This is a genomic window from Candidatus Nitrosocosmicus sp. T (genome assembly GCF_054408485.1).
Genome location: NZ_CP166992.1, coordinates 1,190,882 through 1,212,491, shown reverse-complemented (window position 1 = coordinate 1,212,491; position 21,610 = coordinate 1,190,882). Strand labels below are relative to the sequence as shown.

26 protein-coding genes and 1 tRNA gene are annotated in these 21,610 nt (G+C 34.3%); 18 read left to right on the top strand and 9 right to left on the bottom strand.

Going from position 1 to position 21,610, the window contains the following annotated elements:
* Window positions 1-2 precede the first annotated feature (2 nt).
* Complete coding sequence (locus AB0A59_RS06350) at window positions 3-167, top strand: hypothetical protein (protein WP_458747235.1); 165 nt, start codon at window positions 3-5, stop codon at window positions 165-167.
* Window positions 168-353: 186 nt separating this feature from the next.
* Window positions 354-653, top strand: coding sequence for a UPF0147 family protein (locus AB0A59_RS06345; protein ID WP_458747234.1), 300 nt, complete (start codon window positions 354-356; stop codon window positions 651-653).
* A 203-nt stretch (window positions 654-856) separates the two neighbouring features.
* On the opposite strand, the gene AB0A59_RS06340 is transcribed toward AB0A59_RS06345, so the two are convergent.
* From AB0A59_RS06340 to AB0A59_RS06330, 3 genes are all read right to left on the bottom strand, one after another.
* On the bottom strand, window positions 857-2,986 hold the full coding sequence (locus AB0A59_RS06340) for a beta-CASP ribonuclease aCPSF1 (RefSeq protein ID WP_458747233.1): 2,130 nt from the start codon (window positions 2,984-2,986) through the stop codon (window positions 857-859).
* A 109-nt stretch (window positions 2,987-3,095) separates the two neighbouring features.
* A complete protein-coding gene (locus AB0A59_RS06335; protein WP_458747232.1) occupies window positions 3,096-3,407 on the bottom strand; it encodes a signal recognition particle subunit SRP19/SEC65 family protein in 312 nt (103 codons plus the stop codon).
* Between the two features lie 76 nt (window positions 3,408-3,483).
* Window positions 3,484-3,768 (bottom strand): phosphoribosylformylglycinamidine synthase subunit PurS, encoded by a 285-nt coding sequence (locus AB0A59_RS06330; RefSeq protein WP_458747231.1) that lies wholly within the window; start codon window positions 3,766-3,768, stop codon window positions 3,484-3,486.
* 78 nt (window positions 3,769-3,846) lie between these two features.
* On the opposite strand from AB0A59_RS06330, the gene AB0A59_RS06325 reads away from it, so the two are divergent.
* From AB0A59_RS06325 to AB0A59_RS06310, 4 genes are all read left to right on the top strand, one after another.
* Window positions 3,847-3,920: transfer RNA gene (locus tag AB0A59_RS06325), tRNA-Thr, on the top strand.
* Between the two features lie 143 nt (window positions 3,921-4,063).
* Entirely contained in the window at window positions 4,064-4,315 is a 252-nt protein-coding gene (locus AB0A59_RS06320; RefSeq protein ID WP_458747230.1) for an H/ACA ribonucleoprotein complex subunit GAR1, read from the top strand.
* A gap of 9 nt (window positions 4,316-4,324) precedes the next feature.
* Window positions 4,325-5,386, top strand: a complete 1,062-nt coding sequence (locus AB0A59_RS06315) for a transcription initiation factor IIB (protein WP_458747229.1) — start codon at window positions 4,325-4,327, stop codon at window positions 5,384-5,386.
* A gap of 32 nt (window positions 5,387-5,418) precedes the next feature.
* Window positions 5,419-5,736, top strand: coding sequence for a MarR family transcriptional regulator (locus AB0A59_RS06310; protein WP_458747228.1), 318 nt, complete (start codon window positions 5,419-5,421; stop codon window positions 5,734-5,736).
* Window positions 5,737-5,743: 7 nt separating this feature from the next.
* Here the strand turns inward: AB0A59_RS06310 and AB0A59_RS06305 are convergent, their stop codons facing one another.
* On the bottom strand, window positions 5,744-6,139 hold the full coding sequence (locus AB0A59_RS06305) for a cyclophilin-like family protein (RefSeq protein WP_458747227.1): 396 nt from the start codon (window positions 6,137-6,139) through the stop codon (window positions 5,744-5,746).
* Between the two features lie 75 nt (window positions 6,140-6,214).
* Here AB0A59_RS06305 and AB0A59_RS06300 point away from each other — a divergent pair, with 75 nt between their 5' ends.
* A complete protein-coding gene (locus tag AB0A59_RS06300; RefSeq protein ID WP_458747226.1) occupies window positions 6,215-6,667 on the top strand; it encodes a DNA-directed RNA polymerase subunit K in 453 nt (150 codons plus the stop codon).
* Window positions 6,668-6,703: 36 nt separating this feature from the next.
* On the opposite strand, the gene AB0A59_RS06295 is transcribed toward AB0A59_RS06300, so the two are convergent.
* Window positions 6,704-8,107 carry a glycerate kinase type-2 family protein gene (locus AB0A59_RS06295; protein WP_458747225.1) on the bottom strand — a complete coding sequence of 468 codons (1,404 nt, stop codon included), beginning with the start codon at window positions 8,105-8,107 and terminating at the stop codon, window positions 6,704-6,706.
* A gap of 82 nt (window positions 8,108-8,189) precedes the next feature.
* Between AB0A59_RS06295 and AB0A59_RS06290 the strand changes: the two genes are divergently transcribed.
* The 3 genes from AB0A59_RS06290 (at window position 8,190) to AB0A59_RS06280 (ending at window position 10,039) form a co-directional block, all read left to right on the top strand.
* Window positions 8,190-8,612 carry a DUF2203 family protein gene (locus AB0A59_RS06290; protein WP_458747224.1) on the top strand — a complete coding sequence of 141 codons (423 nt, stop codon included), beginning with the start codon at window positions 8,190-8,192 and terminating at the stop codon, window positions 8,610-8,612.
* A 13-nt stretch (window positions 8,613-8,625) separates the two neighbouring features.
* Window positions 8,626-9,111, top strand: coding sequence for a hypothetical protein (locus AB0A59_RS06285; protein WP_458747223.1), 486 nt, complete (start codon window positions 8,626-8,628; stop codon window positions 9,109-9,111).
* 121 nt (window positions 9,112-9,232) lie between these two features.
* A complete protein-coding gene (locus tag AB0A59_RS06280; protein ID WP_458747222.1) occupies window positions 9,233-10,039 on the top strand; it encodes an anthranilate synthase component I family protein in 807 nt (268 codons plus the stop codon).
* Here the strand turns inward: AB0A59_RS06280 and AB0A59_RS06275 are convergent.
* Window positions 10,028-11,374: a threonine synthase gene (locus tag AB0A59_RS06275; RefSeq protein WP_458747221.1), complete on the bottom strand. Its 1,347-nt coding sequence runs from the start codon at window positions 11,372-11,374 to the stop codon at window positions 10,028-10,030. The genes AB0A59_RS06280 and AB0A59_RS06275 overlap by 12 nt on opposite strands.
* A gap of 56 nt (window positions 11,375-11,430) precedes the next feature.
* On the opposite strand from AB0A59_RS06275, the gene AB0A59_RS06270 reads away from it, so the two are divergent.
* The gene (locus AB0A59_RS06270; protein WP_458747220.1) at window positions 11,431-12,387 is read left to right on the top strand and encodes an asparagine synthase C-terminal domain-containing protein; all 957 of its coding nucleotides are present in this window, start codon (window positions 11,431-11,433) and stop codon (window positions 12,385-12,387) included.
* Window positions 12,388-12,498: 111 nt separating this feature from the next.
* Entirely contained in the window at window positions 12,499-13,161 is a 663-nt protein-coding gene (locus AB0A59_RS06265; protein ID WP_458747219.1) for a Snf7 family protein, read from the top strand.
* A 21-nt stretch (window positions 13,162-13,182) separates the two neighbouring features.
* On the opposite strand, the gene AB0A59_RS06260 is transcribed toward AB0A59_RS06265, so the two are convergent.
* Both AB0A59_RS06260 and AB0A59_RS06255 read right to left on the bottom strand, forming a co-directional pair.
* Window positions 13,183-13,512, bottom strand: a complete 330-nt coding sequence (locus tag AB0A59_RS06260) for a hypothetical protein (RefSeq protein WP_458747218.1) — start codon at window positions 13,510-13,512, stop codon at window positions 13,183-13,185.
* Window positions 13,513-13,573: 61 nt separating this feature from the next.
* Window positions 13,574-14,119: a hypothetical protein gene (locus AB0A59_RS06255; RefSeq protein WP_458747217.1), complete on the bottom strand. Its 546-nt coding sequence runs from the start codon at window positions 14,117-14,119 to the stop codon at window positions 13,574-13,576.
* Window positions 14,120-14,234: 115 nt separating this feature from the next.
* Here AB0A59_RS06255 and bioA point away from each other — a divergent pair, with 115 nt between their 5' ends.
* A complete protein-coding gene (gene bioA, locus AB0A59_RS06250; RefSeq protein WP_458747216.1) occupies window positions 14,235-15,566 on the top strand; it encodes an adenosylmethionine--8-amino-7-oxononanoate transaminase in 1,332 nt (443 codons plus the stop codon).
* On the opposite strand, the gene AB0A59_RS06245 is transcribed toward bioA, so the two are convergent.
* Window positions 15,563-16,138: a recombinase family protein gene (locus tag AB0A59_RS06245; RefSeq protein WP_458747215.1), complete on the bottom strand. Its 576-nt coding sequence runs from the start codon at window positions 16,136-16,138 to the stop codon at window positions 15,563-15,565. The two genes, bioA and AB0A59_RS06245, sit on opposite strands and share 4 nt — an antisense overlap.
* 298 nt (window positions 16,139-16,436) lie before the next feature.
* Between AB0A59_RS06245 and bioB the strand changes: the two genes are divergently transcribed.
* The 5 genes from bioB (at window position 16,437) to AB0A59_RS06220 (ending at window position 21,610) form a co-directional block, all read left to right on the top strand.
* Window positions 16,437-17,417, top strand: a complete 981-nt coding sequence (gene bioB, locus AB0A59_RS06240; protein WP_458747214.1) for a biotin synthase BioB — start codon at window positions 16,437-16,439, stop codon at window positions 17,415-17,417.
* Window positions 17,398-18,579: an aminotransferase class I/II-fold pyridoxal phosphate-dependent enzyme gene (locus tag AB0A59_RS06235; RefSeq protein WP_458747213.1), complete on the top strand. Its 1,182-nt coding sequence runs from the start codon at window positions 17,398-17,400 to the stop codon at window positions 18,577-18,579. Before bioB ends, AB0A59_RS06235 begins: the two co-directional genes overlap by 20 nt.
* 267 nt (window positions 18,580-18,846) lie before the next feature.
* The gene (locus AB0A59_RS06230) at window positions 18,847-19,542 is read left to right on the top strand and encodes a nucleotidyltransferase family protein (RefSeq protein ID WP_458747212.1); all 696 of its coding nucleotides are present in this window, start codon (window positions 18,847-18,849) and stop codon (window positions 19,540-19,542) included.
* Entirely contained in the window at window positions 19,539-20,522 is a 984-nt protein-coding gene (locus AB0A59_RS06225; RefSeq protein WP_458747211.1) for an LLM class flavin-dependent oxidoreductase, read from the top strand. Before AB0A59_RS06230 ends, AB0A59_RS06225 begins: the two co-directional genes overlap by 4 nt.
* Window positions 20,513-21,610 (top strand): thiolase family protein, encoded by a 1,098-nt coding sequence (locus tag AB0A59_RS06220; protein WP_458747210.1) that lies wholly within the window; start codon window positions 20,513-20,515, stop codon window positions 21,608-21,610. The genes AB0A59_RS06225 and AB0A59_RS06220 overlap by 10 nt, the downstream gene beginning before the upstream one ends.

Sequence of the window (21,610 nt, the reverse complement as noted above, 5' to 3'; positions counted from 1 at the left end):
TTTTGAATCAGAATTCTTTCGATGACTTGTTAACCCAATATAGTACAGCTATGGTACTCAACCCTGACCCAATTATTCCTGCTATCAAAGCTTCAAAGAAATACTTAGAAAATAAGTTGGGTATGAAAGAATTAAAAAAATTCATAATTGATGGTAAAAGTGAATAAATAGAAATCCCTCCAATAAAGCCTACAATCCAAAATATTGTAATCATGATTGTCCTATTCATCGACTAGTCCCATTTTCAAACATACAGCTATTGATGAGATTCATATTAAAATTTTTCATCCCGTCCGGTTTAGACAATCAGATAAATAAAGCTATTAATATGAAATAAGTAAAATTTAACTTGTGTGATTCAATTGACAGTTACAAAGAAAGAATTAAAACAAAAAGAAAATATAGAGAGATTAAATAACGCAGTATCTACATTAGATTCTCTAATAAAAAACGTCAATATCCAAAGAAATATCAGAAATATGATAAGAGAGGTCTTGGCCATTCTTAAGGATGAGAAAGGAGGAAGTATATCAGTACGAGCTGCAAATGCAATTAGTATGCTTGATGGTGTAACCCAAAATCCTCAAATGCAATCACATATCAGGACGAGCTTATGGCAAGTTGTATCAGCGTTAGAGAGTATAAGAGAGTAATTACTCTTATAGATTTTTATGTACTTGGCTTGCCTGGTTTAGGTGGTGGTGGTAACTTTTCTAGTTTATGATTAGGATTTGCTAAATAATGTCGCGATGCACCCTCTCCGCTCAACACAATATTACAATTAATACATCTGTATCTTATGGCCAAATCAGTTCAACTTTAAGAACATCATACACACGAAAAAACCTATCGAAATTTATCTTAACTTTATGATTTCTCTATTATCAGGGACACTTGATCTAATCTTCATCCTAGAATAAATCACACCTGCAATATTCTCTGATTTAGATTTTTCCCCATGATTAACTAGTACCCGTTTGGGTCTCACTTTTGAAACAAAGTTTAATATCTGATTAAAATCACTGTGACCACTAAAACCGTCAATTTTTTGTTTTGTGCACCTCACTGGAATTACTTTAACCTTACCATTCTTGTCCATCATGCTAGCTTCAGATATGGTCCCATCTAAGACTCTGCGACCGAGCGTGCCGTTTATTTGGTAAGATACAAAAATTATTTTGTTTTGAGGCTTAGGAGCAATTTGCTTGAAATACTCAACCGATGGTCCTCCTTCTAACATGCCGGAGGTCGCCATAATAATTGCAGGAGAATCATCGTTAAAGACTTCTTCTCTTTTACTAATTCCATTTATAACCGTAAAATAAGAAGACAAAAACGGATTAGTGCCTTCGGATACAGATTTTCTAACATCATAGCCTAAATAATGTGCATAAGACATATGGATGGCACTTGCCTCCGATATCATCCCTTCAATAAATATGGGGGATTCTACCAATCGGCCTTCTCTCATCTCTTTATCTAAGACCAACATTATTTCCTGTGCTCTACCAACAGCAGGTACAGGTATAAGCACTTTGCCTCCATTTTTTAGGGTTTGATTAATACTGTCAGTGAATGTATTATAAACAACAGATTGATTTGGCATTATATCTGAGCTCGCGCCATATGTGCTTTCAGTGATTATAGTCTCGACTCGTGGATAATTAGCCAAAGCTCCATCTAGTAACTGTGTTTTTGCATATTTGTAATCTCCAGTATAAAGGATATTGTGAGCTCCAGAAATATTAATGTGGACAGTAGCGCTGCCCATGATATGCCCTGCATTATTTAGTGTTATCGTAATATCAGGCGATATATCAGTTGGTTTGCCATAAGGAAGAGGAATACAATGTTTGATTACCTCGTTGACGTCTCTGATTTCATAAGGCAAGTATGATCCATTACTCTGTGCAATCTTTACTGAATCCATTTGCAATAAAGTCATTAAAGGTAACGTAGGCTCTGTACAGTAGACCGGACCATTGTATCCGTATTTGAATATCGCTGGCAAAAACCCTTGATGATCGATGTGAGCATGACTAATTACAACGGCATCTAATTCATCTAAATTAAAATTGAACCAATCGAGTCTTGGATAAGCATTATAATTTATATTCTCGCCGGGATTAATCCCACAATCAAGCATTATTTTACTCTCAGGCGTAACAACAATAAAACATGACCGTCCCACTTGTTTGACACCACCTAAACAGTAAATTGTGACCTCTTTTAGATTGCTGTACCGATATATCGATTTATAATCACCCAGATTTTCTGAAATATTTCTAGCATTATTGTTTTGATTCTTAGCTGTCAACACAGTCTGATCATTTGGTTCACCATTATGTAGTAATGATGAGGACAATAAAGGAGGCCTGAAAATTCTCTTTCCCAAACTCTGATAAAAGCTAATGCGTTCTTTGGATGAATTTTTTAATATGGAATGTATATTTTTTATACTGTTAGAAGGGATATGAGGCGACCGCCTTGTATGTGCAATCCATCCCGTTTCTGTTGCTATTTTTATAAATATCTCAGGAGTTATCCCCTCTGGATTGTTTACTTCTAGAATGACTTCGCCAGTCGCTTCGTCACAAAATATTACAGTTAAAAGGATTTCTTTTGGCAGTATCTTATTAATGGCATTACGCGCATCGTCCTCTGAAAGTCTTATTGATGGATCAGTCCTAATTATGAATCTTTTTTTCATCGATTTTGAAAGGGCCGATAAATGAAGAGATAGCTCACTCAATGCAAATGACGGATTCTTAGTATATAGGGCTATATTTGCGGCTTCACACCTGACAATTGTTATCTGGGCTTCTCTAGGGATAGATTGTATGACTTGAGATTCTAGCTTTTCTGCAAAACTCAGGGAAGCAGAATGTAGTGAATTGCCTTTATCACCTTTTATGACACTGTCTGATTCCTTTAATGGAATTGTTCTTTCACGCAAAGTGATTTTTTCAATATTCTCATGGGCCAATTTTTGTATATTTCCTTAATTTATTTAACATGTCGTAAAAATTCAGATATTCTACGTATCTACTTATGATTATTTATATTTTTAAAAAGTGGCTATCTACTTTGTTATGCTACCTGCCTTTTGATTTGGTCCTGTTTAGCACCATTTGTTCAGCGACATCCTTTAAAATTTTGCTTTTTGAGGATTCATTCTTTAAGATCATAATATATCCTGATTTGATGTGCGGTCTTTTAGGAAACCTTGCACTATCATTGATCTGATCTTCTTCAACTTGATACCCCAGGGATTCGGCAGCAGCAATTAACTCTGATATCATGGGATCATAGACTGCCATCGATTTTGATATCTTTCTTCCTTTCCCTCTTGAAAAATTCTTATTATAATAATCTAACCAGATGATAACATTGTCATAGTCCTTCAAATGCCTTGCAATAAAAAAGTTCCTTCTAACCTTTAAGTTTTTTTATACTGATAGTATGTAAATGAAAAATAATTAATTATTTTGTGTTTTGCTTAATCGAAAGTTCACAATTACTTACAATAGGATTATAAATCCTTAAATCATCACACATTTTCTTTACCTCCGATATCGCTTCAGCCTCGTTCCTTGATAAAATCTTGATTAAGAAGGATTTAGCTGATTTGACTGAAATTATATGGGAATAGTTCTCTTTGAGTATAAGATCGTTAAGCACTGTTTCTCCTTCTGGGTCGTTGAGAAAAGGTTTGTTCTCGATGCTCACGTTTACGAGGAATATTTTCTTTCTTTTGTTATCAGTCATATATACCTGTTAAAAAAAGGGACTTCATTATATATACAAAAGCTTTTAATTACAGAATTTAATTGATAATAAAATCATGGTCATGTAGCTCAGCCTGGCAGAGCGAAGGTTTTGTAAACCTTAGGTCGTGGGTTCAAATCCCATCATGACCTATATGGATGATTAACCATTTTGTAATAATAATTGATTGATTTGATAGCTTTAATTGACAGAATAATATGTAAGTAATAGTGATTATCGAATTTTGACTATGGAATTGCTGGGAGAAATACTACACTTTTCTAAGAGCGGTCGCTTGATAGTAAGAATTGAGGATAACTATTCACATGTGAAATCTGGTCTGATAGTATTAGATAATAATGACAGGAAGGTTGGCAAGATTGCGGAATTGATAGGATCGGTGAAGTCGCCCTATGCGTCTATAATTCCATTCGTTCAAGCTAAGAGTAAAATGGCTGGTTTAAAAGTGTATTTTGCCATGACAGGAAAAAGAGACTTTAATTTCAAAACTAAAAATAAAAGGAAAATCAAGAATAATAAAAAGTAGGTGACAAGAGTGATTTCGAACGATTTAGATCTTCAGAATGAATGCCCTGAATGTCGTGCAAACCTCGTGCAAGATACTGTAAAAGGCGAATTTGTGTGTAGTACATGTGGATATGTGGTTGAAGAAAATTTGGAATATCAAGGTCCTGATGCTTTTGTTAGCGACCCTGGACATAAATCGAATAACTTGCGAGCCAGTGGAGTAAATAGTATTGCGTATCATGATTATGGTCTTCATACTGAGATAGATAACCAATGTAAGGATTATTCTGGCAAACACTTCAATGATGATATCAGAAAGTCGGTAGTCAACCTCAGGAAATGGAATAGTATTATAAGAATCTCAAATTCGAAAGACAGGAGACTTTCAAACGTGTTATCAAAAATTAATGAGACTTGTTCACTTATGTCTTTCCCAAAAGTTGTATGTGAAACGGCAGCATTAATCTATAGGAATTATGAGAATAGGAACGATACTAAGGGAAAATCATCAGCATGTATGGCTGCAGCTGCTATATACTATGCCTGTAAAATTTGTAAAGTCCTCAGATCACTAAACGAAATAGTGAAATATAATGGTAACACCGAAGACCCTAGTGAAAACCTCAAGTTGGCTTCAAAATATTATCGTTCGATGGTATTGATTTGTGAAAACGATGATACCAATTTGAGAATTGAAACACAAAATAAAATTACCGATTTTATAAATCAAGATCCAAAAATCCAAAACAGAAACAAACAGAGTTTTACAATAGTAAATATGCAATCAATTAACATAAATCAGTATATTTCTAGATTGGCGAACACAGCAAAGTTTGACGTAAAAATAGAGCGTCTGGCAATTGAGATAGCAAAGAAAACGGACAATCATCTACTATCAGATGGCAAATCTCCTAATGGTATTGCGGCTGCTTATCTGTATCTAGCATCAGTCCTACTTGGAATCAATATATTACAGATGGATATATCTCGATTAGCTGGAGTAACAGAAGTGACTATACGTAACAGATGCAAGGATATTCTTACGTGTTTCAGAATAACACTCAAAGTAAAGCCAGTTTTAAAGATATAAATTATCTGAGGATATAGAAATTTTGTTTAGCAATGGGCGGTAATAAGAAAAAGTCAAGTCAGTCTAGTACTTCAAAATCCCAAGATAACAAAGGTGGTAAAAAAGAGGAGGTAAAAAAGACTCCATCTTCTAAAAGTCAGCAGAAACAAAAGCTCTCTGTATTGATTGAAGAAGCCCAAGGATTAAAGACACTTGATTCGATGAAAGCCATCACAGTTCATTCTTTTGCAAGGACATCAGGTGTAAAAATTTCGGTAGCCAATAATTTCTTAAAGAATTTAGAAAACAAGAACATCATAAAAGTGATTGGCGGATACAGCGGACATAGAATTTACCAAAAGTCAAAATAACTATTTTTTATTTTAATGACTTGTTAATGCTCAAATAATCTCCTACTTTGAAAGATTGTAATATATCGATGTTACCCGAAGTAACCCTACCTAATAGATTCAGTTTTTGGTCCAATGCGGCATCACTTGTGAAGATACAAAGAAAACTTCCCAATGGAGAAAATGCTATATCACCTTTTTTAAAAGAGCCAGTAGGTTTTTCGGCCCCCAGTTGTAATTCTAACTTTATGTAAACAAATTTACTATCGTACCTGTTAATTCTACCAAATAATGGAAATACACTAATTAGTTTCTTTATAGTTAAGGGTGATAGATGTCTTCTAAATTCGCCTTGTAATTCGCGTGCCTGATTAAGCTCTATCTTTATAGGTATTCTCGAAACACTCTGAAACTCAGATGACATAAATATCGATAAAAGGTTTATAAATATGAACTTTCAGCAACATTTAATTATATAAATTAATCTTTTTGCATAGTAGTGGCGGTCAAGCGAGCAAAAAAGAAATCAACTTCAGTGACGAAAGATGAATCGGAATTAGAAAAAAATGATGATGGGATCAAAGCTAACTTACAGTCAGAAGATCCTTCTAGTAAACTAGGAGCAGCAGGTAATATAGAGTCAAATACGGTAATAGTATACAAGACTTATGACGCCGATGTAGAATTCAAGTTACAGGAGATTGCATATGATAATGATAAAATCCTGATTGGTCCTTCTAGATTAACTAGATTTGAAAAAGCTAGGATTACAGGAGCCAGATCGTTGCAATTATCATTGGGAGCCCCTATTTTAACAAAGATACCCCCAGAACTTACAGATACCATCATGATAGCAAAATACGAACTGGAAAAGAAAACTTTGCCTATTTCTATTAGGAGAATACTTCCAAATGGACTATATCAAGATATTCCTATAGAATGGACTATATAGCCAGAAATTAGAGAAACTATTGTCATTTATTTATTGTCATTTATCTCTAACGAAAAGATAAACGTCGTTAAAGTTTGCGCCCGTATAGCCTGTGTTTATTGTTGAATGTAAATTTTTAAGCAATACGTTAGAGTTTTTGCTTTTAAGGTAATGACCAACATCGAGGTTTTTACGTTTCAATAGCTCAATAGTCTTTTTTGAGATGAATCCGCCAGCAGAAGTGGAGTTTCCATCAATACCATCAGTGCCGATACAAATAATGGAAAAATCATGATGATCAGAACTCTTTATTAACTGCAACATATTACAAATTGCCTCCTGATTTCTACCCCCAATTCCAATATTTCTACCTGATATCGTATTGGTGACTTCTCCACCTAAAAGGATGCAGGTTTTAGGTTGGAGTTTTGTATTAATGATTTTCGATGCAATTTTAATGAAAGCGGATATTGAAATTCCGTAATTGGAGCCCATATAATTTGTAAAATACCCCTGTGTTTCAAAATATTCTTGGATGAGTTGACAAAATCTTGAATTGTTTCCAATGATTATGTTGGTAACAGCTCTTAAATGAAACTCCTTTGGTTTTACTGTCTCAGGTATTTTGGACAAAACTCCCGATTCTAGTATAAATTTTATCTTCCTGATGGATTTAGATTTCTGGTTTAAAATGGAATATTTATCCAAAATAGAAAGTGCATCACTAAAGGAAGACCTGTCTGAAGCTGTCAAACCCGACCCTATGGTATCGAGATGATCACCTACAACATCAGATAGAATTAAACCTATGACCGGAGTTCTAGTGTCTATTTCGCGCAATATTTTACCCCCCTTGATTTGAGACAGATGCTTTCTAACTATATTTATCTCCCTTATGTTAGCACCAGAAGTTATCAGTAACTTATTAATAATTTTTTTATCCTCAAGAGTAATCCCCCTAACAGGTGATACTATTAGAGAGGACGAACCGCCAGATATTAGGAAGATTATTAACTCGATACCTTTTTTATTTTGCAATTCCTTAACCACTTTTCTAGCAGCCAAGGTACTTTTTAGATTGGGGATCGGATGAGATGAGTGGATTATCGATGTTTGATCCAATATTTTAAAATTTTTTTTATGTATTACATAGCCAACAGGGACAATCAATATGGCATTCTTTATTCTATCACTCATTTTATCAATCAATCCAACTAACATTTTTTCAGATGCTTTGCCAACGCTAATTACTAATGTCGATTGTTTGTTAGGTAGGTCAAATTGATGTACCCTATTATTCATATCGGTGATTTGCACATCTGAATCTATGCGAATAGACTGATTAACGAGCCTTTGAGGATCACAATATTTGAAAGCATAATTCAAAGCATTGAGGGAATCACGTAATGATTTACAATTATGATATCTAAGAATAGCACCTTTGTTCTTGATGATACCCATATGAATTCAGTTGAGTAATTCTATTATTAATCCATATTTGTTCTCAAATAAAAATAAATATTTATTGCCCTTTTTCTCTATTATGATTAAATTATTTACCCCGATCAAAGCTAACAGTATATTACCAGAAGTAAGGGCTAAATTTGTCAAGATTCTGAATCAAAGAAATAATATTATGGAACTTCAGGTCGAACTGAATTCTATATTAAATCTAGAATCATCACATGAAGCATATTTTATGAAGAAAGGGCTAGTGAACAAAGCACTTATCGAACTCTATAAAGATATCGAAGAGCTTGAAGGATTAGGTATATTGATTAAGAGTTTTGAGGAGGGCCTATTAGATTTTCCTTCAAAACGTTTTAACGAGGAAGTTTGGTTGTGTTGGAAGATAGGTGAGGATAAAATTAAATTTTGGCATGGAAAAAATGAGGGTTTTATGGGTAGAAAGCCACTTTCAGTCAGAGGCACTTTTAATAATGATGATTTAGCAGATTTACGTTAGATAGGGATATTTAGTGTCAAATGATTTAGAGAAACTCTTCAAGCTTGACAATGAACCTACTTTTATTATTTTGGAAACAAGTATGCATCCATTTGATATCTTCAAGAGGATAAGTTATGAGTTCAACGATCTTTTCATTTTTGAATCATTAGAAGGACCCCAGGAATTAGCCGAATCTTCAATAATAGGATTTGGTCCTAAATACAAAATTAAATGCAATACTAATACGTTACTAGTATATCACAATAATAGAATTATAAGAAAAATTTCAATCACAGACCCGCTGTACACATTAAAAAATTGTTTTCCAAGAATCACTAACAAAGATTACAGATATGTTGGTGGACTAGTGGGTTATTTTTCCTATGAGGCTATAAAATATTGGGAGAAAATCAATGTCAAAAGTAGGACAATATTTCCCCTTCTTGAATTTGGGTATTTCGATGATGGTTTAGTGTACCATTCATACAAAAAAGAAACTAGAATATTTTTTTTATGAAAAATCAAGAATTGAGACAATTAGAAAGATTGTAAAAGGCAAAAGTAAGTTAGCAGGTAAGTATGACTCGACATTTTCCCTCCCCAAGAGAAGTATAAAGAAAAAAACATTTGAAGATAAAGTGAATCAAATCAAGGATCACCTATTTGTTGGAGATGTCTTTCAAACAGTATTATCAAAGAAAATAAAGTTTACTTTTAATGGTAACCCTCTGCAATTATATGATGAGCTCAGGAAAATTAACCCTTCTCCTTACATGTTTTATTATAAAACCGGTTCTAGGATTTTACTTGGATCCAGTCCCGAAATGTTACTAAGGATCACTGGCGGCCAAGTCGAAACATACCCCATCGCTGGCTCGCGACCAGTTTCTAAAGATAAGGAAGTTACAGAACGCCTACGAAGAGAACTATTAAAAGATCAAAAAGAAATAGCTGAGCACACCATGTTGGTAGATTTAGCCCGCAATGATCTTGGAAAGGTTTGTCAATTTGGGTCGGTAATCACTTCAGAATTGATGAAAGTAAAAAAGTTTAGCCATATTCAACATATTGTATCGCATGTACAGGGTGTGTTAGATCCAAAATATGATTCATTTGATGCGTTTAAAGCATTATTTCCAGCTGGTACCATTTCAGGAGCTCCAAAAATAAGAGCGATGGAAATAATAAATGAGCTAGAACCGGAAAGTAGAGGACCATATGCTGGTGCTATGGGCTATTTTTCATTCAATCAATCTTGTGATTTCGCCATAACCATAAGGTCGATCTTTCTTAATAAAGAAAAGGCGTTTACGCAGTCTGGGGCAGGAATTGTAATAGATTCAATACCCGACAAAGAATATCAAGAAACCGAAGACAAGTCCCATGCAGTTCTTTCAACATTATATGCGATCGAAAAAGCCACTACTAAGGCTTCAATTAAGTAATTCACGTGGTGGTTTTGAATATTTGTTAGACTTGAGTAAATGATATTGAATAACAATTGATGGATTTTTCTGTCTACCTGTTAATACTCCTACTACAATCTCATCTTTTTTTATCAATCCTTTTTCACATAATTTCTTTATTCCGGCAGGGACTGAGCCTGATGCCATCTCACAGTCAAATCCATTCAGCCCTACGATGGTCATTCCATCCATCATATCGATGTCAGCAACCTGTTCTACAATGCCATCTGTAAAATCGATGGTTCTCAGTGCCTTAATTATATTTGCTGGCTTGCCAATTTGAATTGCGGTTGCTTGTGTTTTAGGTAGAATGTTCTTTTCTTGTTGTTTTTGATAGAATCGGTCAATAAGACCTGTATCAACTTTACCGCCATTCCATTTTAGTTTAGTATCCTCAAACAAACCATTTACTAATTGATAAAAAGTATTTGCACCTGTAGCATTGACGACCAAAACGCGAGGTATCTTTTTTATCCATCCCCATTTATAGAGCTCCATAAGCGCCTTCCCACAGCTGGATATATTTCCTAGAGCTCCTCCCGGATATACAATCCAGTCAGGTGGGTTCCAATTGAGATATTCCATGATTCTAAATATTATAGTTTTTTGACCTTCAATCCTAAATGGATTCAACGAATTGACAGTGTATCCCCCTTCTTTCGAGGCCATGGCTAAAGATAGCGCCAGGGCATCATCAAAATTACCATCTACTTCAAGTACTTGAGCGCCAAACTGAAATGCTTGACCCAACTTTCCTGGAGCTATTTCACCCTTTGGGATGTAAACATCACAATTTATTCCCTCATTTGAGGCATACATTGCAGCTGATGCAGAAGTATTTCCTGTAGAGGCACAAACTATTTTTTCAACATTTAGTAACTTTGCATGTGTAACTGCAGCTGCCATTCCATTATCCTTGAAAGATCCACTGGGGTTATAACCTTCTGGCTGCAGAAATAAATTATTGGTAGGTAAGTTAACGTACTTTGCAACTTTACTCATTTGGTAAGGTCTGGATGATCTACCCTCTGATCCATCCAATGAAACCAGAAATTTTGCACATTCTTGCACGTTTTCGGTGTCAATATCAACAAAGTTTAGTAACTCCCTATAACGCCATACCCCACTTTCATTGAATATATTTCCCCCAAAATTGCGTCGTTGATAAAATACTTCAGTAAGATTTCTATTCGGTACATCCGGATATTCTATATCTAGAAGAAAGCTGCAAGAGCATTGATAAATATTATTATCTATGGAATATTCCTTCCCGCATGAAGGATTAATACATTTTTTTTTTGCTCTAAATTCCATTTTGGTTTAAAGTTTAACGATTTAGATTTATAAACGTAAAATTGATATCATAATATTTGTTAAATTTATGTAGCGAATTTCAAGAACTTCTTCGTAGAGTATGTAAACGGGTCCATGGAGAATCAATCTTACTATCAGGAGGTTTAGATAGCACTCTGCTCCTTTTTTATATGCGTCCCAGAGACGCCATAACCATATCTATCGATCCATATTCATCCGATTATAGATATTCGTCGGTCGTCGCTAAGAAATATTCTAAAAATCATTACATCGTAATGCCCAGAATCGAAGAAGTCTTTGAAAATCTGGAGGAGCTAATAAGAGATTTTAAGACATTCGACCCAATATTTTTAAAAAATAGTGTGGTTCAACTTTTAGGATTTAAAGAGGCAACAAGACTAAAGGCAAATGCAATCATTTTAGGGGATGGAGCAGATGAACTCTTTGGTGGATATAATTTCCTGAGTAGATACATAAAGTCTCCAGAGATTTTGCAGACAAAGTTGGATGAAATAAGTCAAAACATGGAGTTTATATCATTTCAATTATCAAAAAAATATAATCTGAGGATAATAACTCCATTTCTTGACGAATTAATTATAAAGTTCAGTCAGTCATTATCAGTAAACGAGAAAATCGCTACCCATCATGGTATAATTTATGGAAAATTTTTTTTGAGAAATTGTTTTAAGGAAATACTGGGAGAAGAGATTGCTTGGAGAAGAAAGGAAGCATTAGAAAGTGGCTCAGGCATAATCAAGGTTTTGCCTTATTTAGAAAAGAGGATTACCGATGAAGATTTTCTTGCAGGGTTCACAAAAGCAAAAAACGAAAGGGTTTTAATAAGGAATAAGGAGCATTTATTTTATTACCGCATATATAGAAAATTTTTTGACGCTCCATTTCATGAAATCGGTTCTCAAATTATGAAATCTAAAAGATGCTCGCACTGTAACACCATATTTATTTGGAATGGCAGTTTCTGTAAGACTTGCGGCGCTTATCCTGTTTAATATTGAAGCAAAGCTTTTGTAACCATTGATTGTTGTCGCTTCGGTTACAACAATGGAGAAAAATACATCTTTATATACAAAATTTTACATTGGGAGAGGGTATAAAATTAAATGTCTTTCAGCAACAAATGGATCAAACCACAAAATGAAATTAGCAACGTAGGTATGAAATTATTAGAGAATATAAAACCCCCCTCCCCATTAAAACCTAGAATTGAAGAGGCACAAAAGAGGCTGCACTCTCAGATCGCAAAATTAGAAAGTATGTCATCTAAGATGGACGAGAAAGATCAAATCATATTTAAGAGAATTATTAGTGCAATGCAGAATCATGATAGTCAATATGCAAAAATCCTTTCCAATGAATTATCGCAAATCAGGAAAATGAATAAGATGATAACATCCGCAAAACTTGCCTTAGAACAAATTCAACTTAGATTAAATACTATCACCGAGCTTGGCGATGTGGTGGTTACTCTGAGTCCAGCGATGTCGGTAATTAAGAATATTCAGGGTGGGTTAAATTCGATGATACCAGAAGCCGGACAGTCGTTTGGAAAGATCACAGATATATTAAATGGTATCATGAATGATTCTGGACAGATTCCAACGGGGTCTGAAATTAGTGGAAACACAAATACTGTAAGCGAGGATGCTTTAAAAATAATTGAAGAGGCTAGCGCCATTGTCGAACAGAACATGAAGGATAAATTTCCGGATTTACCAAATACAGGATTGGATTCTAAAATCTCAGAAAGTAACTCTCTATACTGACATACAACAAACTATCTCTATTTAGATATCTATATCATTGACAATGGCATCCAGCCTCATTTTTATGCGGTAAATGGTTGGATAGCTATAACCACTTTCTCGATATTTTTTTATCATGATTTTCCAGTTTTTTAACCTAACTTTAGCTTGCTTTTTTGTCAATAGTGCGGTCTCCTTTTTGACTAAACTTTTGCGTCCTGGATTTAAGTAACCACCTATATTAGCCCGGTATCTATTATTTGAAAATCGAAGTCCAGCCATTATTACCTCAAGAGGTATTTTTTCGAAATAACCTCTTATTTCAGTGTATTCAGCTCTTGATGCGTAGAATTCAATTCTATACTTCTTCATATACCTTAAACCAATCTATATTTCAAAATTCGAGTTATGAAATATCAAGAAATACTCAATTTTAGAGAATTCGAAAACCGGTATAATTAATTTTATTCAGAAAGGCAATGATCTGAATCATCAATCGTGAGAATGGTTGTACAAGTTCATTTGTTCCAATCAACTGAGTATTTATTACAAAATTTTTCAATGGGAAAAGGGTTACTACAGGACTGTGGGAAACTAACCATATATTATCTAAAGTTGGTTGTATTTCCAATAAACTGCTGACAGTATGCTCATTTTCAATTTTACCCTCTTTCAGAAATTGGATGACCAATACTTTATCTCCACCATACTTTAAACCGCCAGCACTGGGAACAAAAATGCTAATTTCGATATTATTTATTTTAATTTTTCTCTGTGACGGTGTTATAGTAATTGCAAGTAAATAATGCATCAAAGCTTCAGCTAAGGAGATACATTCAAAAGGAGTTAGGTGCTGAGTACCTCTTGATTTAGCACATTTTTCAAAAATTTGATTGATTATACACTCGGAATTCAAAATGTTATCTTTGATTTTCGTTTTGATAAAATCTCTTCCAAGTTGATCGATTGCTGAGTACATTAAATCCTTCATATCCATTTAGGTTAACAGTTTACATAAGCAGACTATCAATATAAGTTTCAAGAATTAAAACATAAAGAATTTATTAATCAATAAAAGATTAGGTAATTTATATTTGTCAAAAAGTGACAACATATGGTATCCTTATACACAGATGCATGATTATTCCAGATATATAAAGAGAAGAATTATCAGATCAGGAAAACATTTTTATTTTTATGACGATGATGGTAACAAATACCTTGACGGAATTTCTAATATGTGGTGCAATGTTTGGGGATTCAGTAAGAATCGAATTACCAATGCGATGATCAACCAGATCAAACAAATACCTCACTCAACTATTTTTGGAATTGGAAATGATAAATCAATCGAGCTTTCCAATAATTTCATAAAATTGACAAAGGGTCTGAATAAGGTGTTTTTTACCGATAATGGTTCTTCCGCTATTGAAGCCGCATTAAAAATAGCTTTACAATACTGGTACAATCAGGGAAATATGAAGAAAACATCATTTTTGTCACTTGCTGACGGTTATCATGGTGATACCATTGGAGCGATGTCGGTAGGTTATGTCGACAAATACTTTAAGAGTTATAAAAGATTGTTGTGCAAATGTAATGTAATTCCGAATCCTAAAAGGACGTCCCTTGATGGAATAGTTAATTCAGAAAAGTTGAATCTATTGTTAGAAAGAACAGAGAAGTTAATTGAGAAAAATGCAAATAAAACTGCTGCACTAATAATGGAAAGCGGTGCGCAGGTGGCTGGTGGGGTTAATATTTACCCAAATGACTATCAAAAGAGAATTAGTGAAATGTGTAAAAAGCATAATATCTTGTTTATTTTAGACGAAATTGCGACCGGCTTTGGGAGACTTGGAAATATGATAGAATACATCGCCCAAGAAACCGTCCCAGACATAGCGTGTTTTGGAAAAGCAATAACAGGGGGTTATTTTCCTTTAGCCCTTACCGTTTCTTCCAACAAAATATTCCAAGAATTTTCTGGCTCTATGGGAGATCAAAAGCACCTGTTTCATGGTCACACCTATGCTGGACACCCAATTGGATGCACGGCTGTCATTGAAAATCTTCGAATGTACGAGGAGAATAATCTGATAAGCAAGATAAGATCAAATGCCAAACAACTTAAGAAGAGGTTGAGGGAATTTCAATTTATTCCAATAGTAAAAAATATCAGAGCAAAAGGATTATTAGCTGGATTTGAACTTGCAGTGAATGGTAAACCCATTACTATGGTAGATAACATCCCCATAAGCTATTTTGTTATGAACCAATCACTTAAGAGAGGAGTTTTACTTAGGTCTTTAGGAGCTACAATGATAGTTATACCACCTTTAGCAATTGACACAAACTCTCTTAATAAAATTATAGATACTCAATTGGAGATTGTTAAAGATATTAATGGAAGAAATAATCGCTAGTGGGCAAGCTTTCTTAAATTTTTATAAAGGGTAGCTTTAGAAACTCCTAATTCCTTCGCGATTCTTAATTTAGATTTATTTTGAGAAAGGTGACTAATTAAAACAGAAGTATTCAATTCTTTTCTAGGTCTTCCTATATGTTTTCCTACAGATTTAGCCCTGATAATACCATCTTTGGTTCTTTGAACTAAAAGTTCTCTTTCACGCTCTGCGACCCAGGTCAGAATACCCAACATAAGCTTTCTAATGCTTGGTTCAGTAGTTTGGAGGAAAGTTTCCCGGGCAGAACATGAGATTAAGGGAGAATACTGTTCAATGGCCTTGATAGCTTCCAAAGTATCCCAAAATGTACGACCTACCCGAGAAAGTTCATAGACCAATACTGCATCGACAGATTCTAATGCTACTATTTTTAACAATTCTTGGAATCCTTTGCGGCCTATTGCGGCTGTTTTTCCGCTAATTGAGGAGTCTTCGAAATAATCCAAGATCTGAAAGTCATGTGACTGTGCCCAGTCTTGCATTGCCAACTTCTGATTTAATACAGTTTGTTCTTCCGTACTTACTCGCAAGTAAGCAAAAGCATATTTCACATATTCTATTCATTGCTGAGAGTAAAAAAAAGGTAGTCAAAATAATACGAGTAAGTATTAAAAAAGTTTAAACGATAATCCAAATAACAATGGTAAAAAAACCGGTCTGATTATAAGACTGTATGAAAATCGGTCTGATTATAAGACTGTATGAAAATCGGTCCTTTTATAGACAAATCACTATTACTACATTTAAGACGAATTCCGTTTTTTAAAAACCACTGAGGAAATACTAAAATACTAATATAAGGAAGTTATTATCTAAAAGCGTTATCAAATGAGTAATTTGACTAAGGATTTTATCTACGAAAAAATGTTTAACGTTTTCTCAGATAAAAAAATTAATTTCCATGACGCCATGAAGTTAATTAATACTACTGATCTCGAATTGCTAGCTGATTGTGCTAATCAAATTACACAGAAATTCGGGGGCGACGGAATTGATGTTGAAACCCTAGTTAATGCCAAATCTGGCCGATGTCCAGAAGATTGTTCTTTTTGCTCTCAATCGACATTTAACACCACAGAAATCAAAAAATATCCTCTATTAACCGCGGAGGAGATATTAGCCCAAGCAAAAGCAGCAAAGGATAATGGGGCAAATAGTTTTTGTATAGTCTGTGCTTATCGCGCTCCACCAGAACCGGATTTCATTCAAATATGCGATACTATAAAGCTAATAAAAGAAAGGCTAGATATAGATGTTAACACCTCTTTGGGTTTTATGACCAGAGATAGGGCTCAAATACTAAAGAAATTAGGGGTCAAGAGGTATAATCATAATTTAGAAACGGCGAAAAGTTTCTTTGATAAGATTTGTACTACTCATAAATACGAAGATAGAATTAATACCGCTAAAGTTGTGAAAGAATCCGGATTGGAGTTGTGTAGTGGTGGGATTATAGGTATGGGAGAATCGATCGAACAGAGAGTAGAATTGGGTATTGCTTTACAATCGTTGAATCCTGACGAAGTCCCTGTAAACATGTTGATAGGTAGAGAAGGAACGCCATTGTTTAACAAGTCCTTGCTGACTGAAGAGGAAATAATTAGGACTATTGCAACATTTCGTTTTCTTATGCCTAGAGTTATTCTTAAAATTGCAGGAGGAAGAGAAGTTCATTTAAAAGAGAATGACATGAAAGTACTAAAAGCAGGTGCTAATGGAATAATTAGTGGAGGATATTTAACTACAAAAGGAAATAAAGCTCTTGATGACATTAAAATGCTAAAAGAGATTGGGCTTAATCAAAAATAATTCACATTATTTTCGAGACAAGTTAAGAGAGTTAAGAAAGGAGCACTTATACAGAGATCTAAGAACTATTGTAGATATCTCTAATACAGTAAAGGGGATTAATGCCCCCGATGTAATGAATTTTTCATCAAATGACTATCTGGGCTTATCTAGGAACAGATTACTAGTAAAAAAGTTAAAAACTCTACCTACTTCAGCGATTTCACAATGTAGCTCGAGATTAATTAGTGGAAATACAGAAAGTTTAGAAAACCTAGAGAAGGCTCTTTCAAAGCATAGGAAAACCAGCTCATCCTTGCTTTACCCAACAGGATTCATGGCAAATTTAGGAGTTCTTGGTTGTATCGCTGATGGGGAAACCATTATTTTTAGTGATGAGTTAAATCATGCAAGTATAATAGATGGCTGCAGGATGTCTCGGAGCAAAATCCAGCCATTCCCCCACAATGATAGTATCGAATTAGAGAAGATTATAAAAAAGAATAATGACAAAAGAAAAATAATAATAACTGAAGGAATTTTTAGTATGGACGGTGATATGGCAGATCTAAGTGAAATTGCGAGGATTTCAAGGGAAAATAATTGTTTACTCATAGTGGACGACTCACATGGAGACTTTATTATAGGTAATAACAAGTTAAAGGATTATAGTGGAACTCCAAGCTATTTCGGCGTTAATAGAACCGTAGATATTCATATTAGTAGTCTTAGCAAAGGACTTGGTTGTTTCGGTGGTTATGTTAGCTGTTCAAAGTGGGTAAGAAAGTATTTAATTAATAAATCACGACCATTTATTTTCACTTCTGCTCTCCCAGATTATTTGGCCGAAATAGCTATGATGTCAATGCAATTAGCAAAGGAGGGAATCCTCCAAATTAAATTATATAATAATATTGATTATTTCCATAAAATAGCAAATGAACAAAAAATTAACAGTCGAAAAATCGAATACAGTCCCATAATTCCAATATTAATAGGATCTGAAAAAAAAGCTTTAGATATTTCGAAAAGATTATTACGACAACATTTTTTTGTACAGGCCATACGATATCCTACAGTTAAAAGAAATGAGGCGCGTTTAAGAATATCACTCAATAGTAATCATAGTCAGGATCAAATCTATGAACTATTAGACCATCTCGCCAAATATTTAAAAAATTAAAACTTATTTAGTCTTATTTCATAACTCGAATTTTGAAATATTTATTTTTTATTCATGGTAATAACACTAGTATAATGGTAATAACACTAGTATAATGGTAATAACACTAGTATAATGGTAATAACACTAGTATAATGGTAATAACACTAGTATCATGGTAATCTTTTTTTTGATACTCGCTGAATAATATAAATTCCTATTACGGGTAACACATTTGAATGCGATAATAGGAAAAAATATATTTTAAATCAAATTAGTTAATTTGTTTTGAAAGGAGTAATATTAGCGGGAGGATTTGGTAAAAGACTTAAGCCGATCACTGATAACCGCCCCAAACCTATGATAGAAATTCTAGGCAAGCCCATTATCGAATGGCAATTAAAGCTATTGTCAAAAAATAATATAACAGAAATTATCATTTGTGTCGGCTATTTAAAGGAGCAAATCATAAATCATATTGCGAGTGGAAACAAATTCAAGGTAAAAGTGGCCTACATGGTAGAGGAGGAACCACTGGGAACCGGTGGTGCGCTAAAAAACACACATGCTCTTCTAAAAGATGAAAAAAATGGGTTCTTCATGATCAATGGAGACATATTGACAAACATCGAATTTAACATCCTATCCCACAAGAATGATTATAACTCTATAGCAGTAGTTCCATTAAAAAGCCCGTTTGGGATTGTGGATTTTAACGACCAGCAATTTGTGACGGGATTCAAAGAGAAACCGAATATACTCGATAAATGGATTAATGCAGGTATTTATTTTTTTAACCAAGAAATTTTTGACTTCTTACCCGATAAAGGAAACATAGAAACTACAGCATTGCCTGCTATGGCAAATGAACAAAAATTAAAAGCAAAGAAATTTGAAAAATCATTTTGGAAATCAATTGATTCCCACAAGGACATTGAAGAATCATCAAAAGAGCTATCAAGGATAAATTCAAAACAATCATGAGGGAAAAAATAGGGTTTAGCATTGGATCCTTATTAGAGGCTAAACAGATTCTTGAATTTGCTTCGATAGTGGACAAAAATGAAAATATTCATTCCATTTGGGCCCCCGAGTCTTGGGGAAAGGAAGTTTTTTCAACTCTTGGGGCGATATCCCAAGTTACAAATAGAATGAAAATTGGATCATCTATTGTTAACATCTATTCTCGAACACCCGCTACGATTGCTATGGGTGGGATCACTTTGGATAATCTATCAAACAAACGGGCTATTTTGGGCCTTGGCACAAGTACTTCTGCCTTAGTACAGAACCTTCATGGTATGAAGTTTGAAAAACCGTTAGTCAGGATGAAAGAATACATCCAATCGATAAAGTTGTTATTAAAATCGAATAAAGTTAACTATTATGGACAAACAATAAATATTAAAGATTTTAAACTGCTTGAACACTCTAGAGATGATATTCCTATCTATGTTGCGGCCGTAAATTCAGGAATGATTTGTGTTGCTAAGAGGTACGCTGATGGAGTCATTCTTTACCTCAAGTCCAAAGAGGAATTGAAGGGGTTGATTGAGGACATCAAATTTGAAAATCAAAATCAGAATTTCATGAAGGCGCTTGTAATTATTACCTCCGTATCAAATAAAGCACCTAAAAAGGCTATTGATAGAGCTGCCAGAACTTTGGCCTTTTATATATCAGTTGGAAGTATCTACTATGAATCATTGATTAAAACCAAATACAAGTCAGAGGTTGAAAAAATCTATAATGATTACAAAAAGTATGGACTAGGAGAGTCAATTAAAAACATTACTGATGAGATGATTAATGATCTTGTCATAGCAGGTTCTATAAATGATTGCAATAGTCAAATTAAACGAGTAAGGAAAATTGGTATCGATTTACCAATATTGCAGATGAATCCTATAAAAGACGCTAGCGACAATTTGAACTACAAGGATTTTACAGATTTATGGAAGTAGCAATTGATTCTTCCAATACACAAAAATTTACCAAGGCTTCAGACTCTACACCTGCAGAACTAGCCAGTAAATCTGTAATTGAATTACTTGGTGGAACGCAAATTCAAAAGCATGAAATAGATGGCCTTATAGTGTCGAGCAGCTCTAGTGATACATATTTAGGAAACATAGTTTCAGAAATGGTAGGAATAAAACCAAAATTTTCTGCCAAGGTTGAAAATTTATGTAATTCAGGTACCAGCGGCGTTATGTTGGCCTACTCATTGATAAAATCAGGATTATGTCATGCGGTGCTAGTAACTGGAGTTGAGAAGCAAAATAGTCAAGGAAACAAACTGATTTGGGATATATCCAGGGGACAATTCGATATGCCAATTCATTGGGCATCACTATATGCGCAAAACCATTTTCGAAAGTTTGGGACGACTGAAGATGATCTAGCAAGTATTTCCTTAAAAAATCATATGAATGCTAATAAAAATATTAATGCGTTTTTCTATGACAAACATTTTACCTATTCGACAATAGTAAATTCAAAAGTTGTGGTAGAACCGTTAAAAAAGTTTGATTGTTGTTATCCTTGTGAGGGATCATCATCCTTACTTATATTATCAAAAGCAATGGCAAAGAGAACTGAAATACCCATTTGGATAAAGGGGATCTCCCAGAGTAACCAAGGCGCTAGTTTTGCCTCGATTTCGAATCAACTTGATTCCATATTATCCACAAGGATTGCAGCTAGGGATGCATTCCGACAATCAAACTTGGGACCTAAAAATATTGACATCGTGGAGATTCATGATGCATTTACAATTTTAGAGATCCTAGCCTATGAAGATATTGGATTTATCGGTAAGGGAGATGGAAGAAAATTCATAGACAATAATACGCTCCATACAAACTTAAGAGGCGGACTTCTTGGCTGCGGTCATCCTATTGGGGCGACTGGAATTGATCAGACCAACGAAATAGTAATTCAGCTGCAAGGAAGGGCAGGTCTAAGACAAAAAAAAGATTGTATGAACGGCCTAGTTCATAATATGGCAGCTGCAGGTACTTCCACCACAATAATAATCCTTCAAAAATAA